We start from the raw sequence: 3743 nt of genomic DNA, 5'->3' as shown, positions 1-3743 counted from the left end.
GGGAGCGACGGTGTATCAACCACTCCCACCGTCGTCCCCGCGTAGGCGGGGACCCAGCGTTCCAGCAACTGGCCAACGTCCCTGATTACGGCCCCTTCTCTCAAAACAAAGCGAAACCTGCCTCACGTGCCGAACCTCAGACGCGTGCCATACTCCAAGCCACTTCTTGTCAGGAAAGATGAAGCACCACCATGCCCAAAGGATTGAAACGCGCCATTGGCGCCCTGCTGATTGCCCTCGGTTTATATAGCCTGCTGGGCTTTCTGATTTTGCCGGGCATTGCCCTGCATATCGCTAATCAGCAGCTGACAGCCTTGGCCAATGTGCCAGCCAAGCTTGAGCGTTTTGAGCTCAACCCCTTTAGTCTTGAAGTGCGCGCCTGGGGCCTGCATATCGGTGAACCGGGTGTCGACCAAATCGGCTTCCAACGCCTATACGCCAACCTGCAGTTGGATAGCCTGTGGACCGGCGCCCTACACCTGGCTGATGTTGAGCTGGAAAAATCGCAAACTGCCGTGCAATTCGATAAAGACGGCACGCTGAATCTGACCCAACTGTTCAAAATTCCCGAAAGCACAGAGCCGGAAGTCAAAGACCCCGACGCGAAGCCCTTCCCCCTGCGTCTGGACCGCCTAAAGCTGATCGAAGGCGCCCTGCAATTTGCCGACTTGCGCCCCAGCGAGCCGGTGCAGTTTGTCTATGACTCGCTCAACCTGACCCTGAAAAACCTCAGTACCTTGCCCGAAGACAACGCCGAAATGACCCTGATCGCCAAGGGCCCGTATGGCGGCGAAATCGATTGGAATGGCAAGGTCAGCCTGATGCCCGTGACCTCCAGCGGACAACTGAAAATCACCGACGGCAATATGAAGGGCTTCTGGCCGTACGTGCGCGACGCCGTGCCGTTGGTGTTGGAGAAAGGCACCTACAGCCTGAGTACCAATTACAGCCTGGACCTGAGCAAAGGCACCCAGTTGCTGCTGAGCAATACCGCGCTGACTATCGCGCCCTTTGCTATCAAGACCACCGATAACCGCCCCCTGGTCAATCTGGAACGCCTGGAAGTGACCGAGACCTCGGTAGACCTGGCCAAGCAATTAGTGACCATCGGCAAGATCCGCAGCCAGAACTTGGAAACCTGGGCGGCGCGGGAGAAAGACGGCGAGCTGGATTGGCAAAAGCTGTTTGCCAGCAAGCCGGCGAGTAAAAAAGTCGAACCAGCACCAACACCGGTGACCGAGCAGCCCGAAGGCACCGAAGCGCCGGTGCCCACACCGCCGTCCAATCCCGATGTCGTCGCCGCCCAGCAGGTGCCGCCCGAGGCCACCGAACCAGCTAAGCCTTGGCAGGTGTTGCTGGAAGACACGCAACTGCGTGGCTACCGTATTCACCTTGCCGACCGCGTACCGAAAAATGCCGTGGCTATTGATGTTGGCCCACTAAACCTGGATCTGGAAAAATTCGACAGCCTCAATGGCTCGCCCTTCACCCTCAAGCTGGATACCGGCCTGGGTAAACAGGGCAAGCTCACGGCAGCCGGCCAGGTCAACCTCAACCCGGTCACCGCCAAGCTCCAGGTCACCACCACGGATATCGACCTACGCGTAGCGCAGTCCTATCTGGAGCCCTTTGTTCGCTTGGAGCTGCGTAGCGGTTTACTTGGCAGTGACCTGGCCGTCGACCTGAAAAGCACCGAGCCGCTGGCCTTTAGCATTACCGGGCGTGCCGAGGTCGATCAGTTGCATACCCTCGACACCCTGAAAAGCCGCGACTTTGTGAAGTGGAAACAGCTAGTGCTCGACGGCCTCAGTTATCAGCACGGCGATAGCCTGTCGATTGAGAAAGTCAGCCTGATGCAGCCCTATGCGCGCTTTATGATCAACGAGGACCGCAGCACTAACGTCAGCGACTTGGTGATTGAGCAGCCAGCCGACCCCAAAGCCAAAGCGTCGGCCAAGGCAGAACCGGCGGGCAAACCGCTGGGTATTCATATCGGTGGCGTGGCGATCAACGACGGCTCGGCCAACTTCGCCGACTTCAGCCTGACGCCCAATTTCGGCACCGCCATTCAACAGCTCAACGGCCAGATCGGCACCCTGGATAACCGCAAGCCGCAGGCGGCCAAGGTGGATATCAAGGGCAAGGTCGACCGCTATGCGCCGGTCAGTATCGAGGGCAGCCTTAACCCCTTCCTGCCGCTGGATGCGTTGGACCTGACCACCAGTTTCAAACACGTCGAGCTGACCACTCTTACACCGTACTCGGGCAAATTCGCCGGTTACCGCATTCGCAAAGGGCGGATCAATCTCGACCTGCATTACCGCATCGAGAAGGGCCAGTTGACCGCCGAAAACAAGCTGGTGGTAGAAAAACTGCAACTGGGTGAAAAGGTCGACAGCCCGGATGCCGTCGATCTGCCGATTCGCCTGGCGGTGGCCTTGCTGAAAGACACCGACGGCAAAATCCAGTTGGAGCTGCCGGTATCGGGCGACTTGAATAACCCGCAATTCAGCGTGATGCCGATTGTCTGGCAGACCCTGCGCAACTTGGTGCTGCGTGCGGCTTCGGCGCCATTCAAATTTATCGCAGGCTTAGTCAGCGGCGGTTCGGATGTGGACATCAGCACCGTGCAGTTCGCCGCGGGCAGCAGCAAGCTCGATGGCGATGCTGAGGGTGGTTTGAATACCCTTTCGGCCGCCCTGAAAGAGCGCCCCATGCTGCGTCTGGAAGTAGAAGGCCTGGCGGCGACCAAGGCCGACGGCCCGCTGCTGGCCGAACAGCGTCTGCACCGCGAGTACCAGTACATCTACTACAAAATGCTGCAACGCCGTGGCGACAAGGTGCCGGCCAAAGCCGGCCTGCTGGAAGTACCGGAAGACGAGCAAGCGCCCATGCTGGAAGGCATTTACCGCACCCGCCTGAAAAAACAGCCGCCAGCAGAGTGGAAAGACCTCAGCGACGACGAGCGTACCGCCAAACTGCGCGGCGATATCCTTGCCCACTGGAGCGCTAACGAAGTGCTTTTGCGTAAGTTGGCGCAGGCGCGTGCTGCCGCTATCAAGCATTACCTGGTGAGTAAAGGTGGCTTGGCCGATGAACGCATTTACATGGTCGATGTCAGCCTCGGTGAAGCCGAAAACAACGGCCGCGTCGCCTCGCCATTGAACCTCGACAGCGAGTAGAAAAATTACCTGGCCGGCGTCGTTAAACAGCGCCGGCCAGTGTGACAGCGCTGATACACGGGTGTAGCCTAGCGCCCACCATCGTCCTTCGGACATTTCCCTTGAAAGCCCCGTTGTTAACCCTCGCCTTGCTTCTGCTCAGTGGCGCCGCGCTGGCCTCCAGCACGTTGCGCTGTGGCAAGGGTTTGGTCAGTGCTGACGACAGCGGCGCTGAAGTCGAAAGCAAATGCGGCACACCCGTTAGCCGCAGCATGCTGGGTAACAAAGTGATCTACGGCTATTACGGTGAACGCAGCGAAGTGCAGGTTGAGGAATGGACCTATGGCCCGCGTAACGGCATGTTCTACTTCCTGCGTTTTGAGGGTGATCGCCTGGTCAATGTCGATTCCAAACGTGGCGGCTAGCCACACTTAAAATAGGACAGGAGTCCTTGCTATGAAAAAGTCGCTGTTACTTGCTCTGCCCCTGCTGCTACTCGCGGCAAACAGCCAAGCGTCGTTGCGCTGTGCCAATGGAATCGCCAGTGAAGGTGACCGCTCCGTTGAAGTACAAGCCAAATGC

At 58.4% G+C, this 3743-nt stretch carries 2 protein-coding genes; both read left to right on the top strand.

The window, feature by feature from the left end; all coding sequences use genetic code 11:
* Positions 1-191: 191 nt before the first annotated feature.
* On the top strand, positions 192-3182 hold the full coding sequence (locus AAAB16_RS20595) for a DUF748 domain-containing protein (protein ID WP_340665005.1): 2991 nt from the start codon (positions 192-194) through the stop codon (positions 3180-3182).
* Positions 3183-3283: 101 nt separating this feature from the next.
* On the top strand, positions 3284-3586 hold the full coding sequence (locus AAAB16_RS20590) for a DUF2845 domain-containing protein (RefSeq protein ID WP_340665004.1): 303 nt from the start codon (positions 3284-3286) through the stop codon (positions 3584-3586).
* Positions 3587-3743 lie beyond the last annotated feature (157 nt).

This window comes from Pseudomonas sp. (assembly GCF_037994325.1).
Taxonomy (GTDB): domain Bacteria; phylum Pseudomonadota; class Gammaproteobacteria; order Pseudomonadales; family Pseudomonadaceae; genus Aquipseudomonas.
Note: the sequence above shows the minus strand (reverse complement) of the source record. Positions and strands in the feature narration are given on the sequence as shown.

Coding starts and splice junctions, on each gene's coding strand:
- AAAB16_RS20595 (WP_340665005.1), top strand. CDS start 192: ATGCCCAAAGGATTGAAACGCGCCATTGGCGCCCTGCTGATTGCCCTC.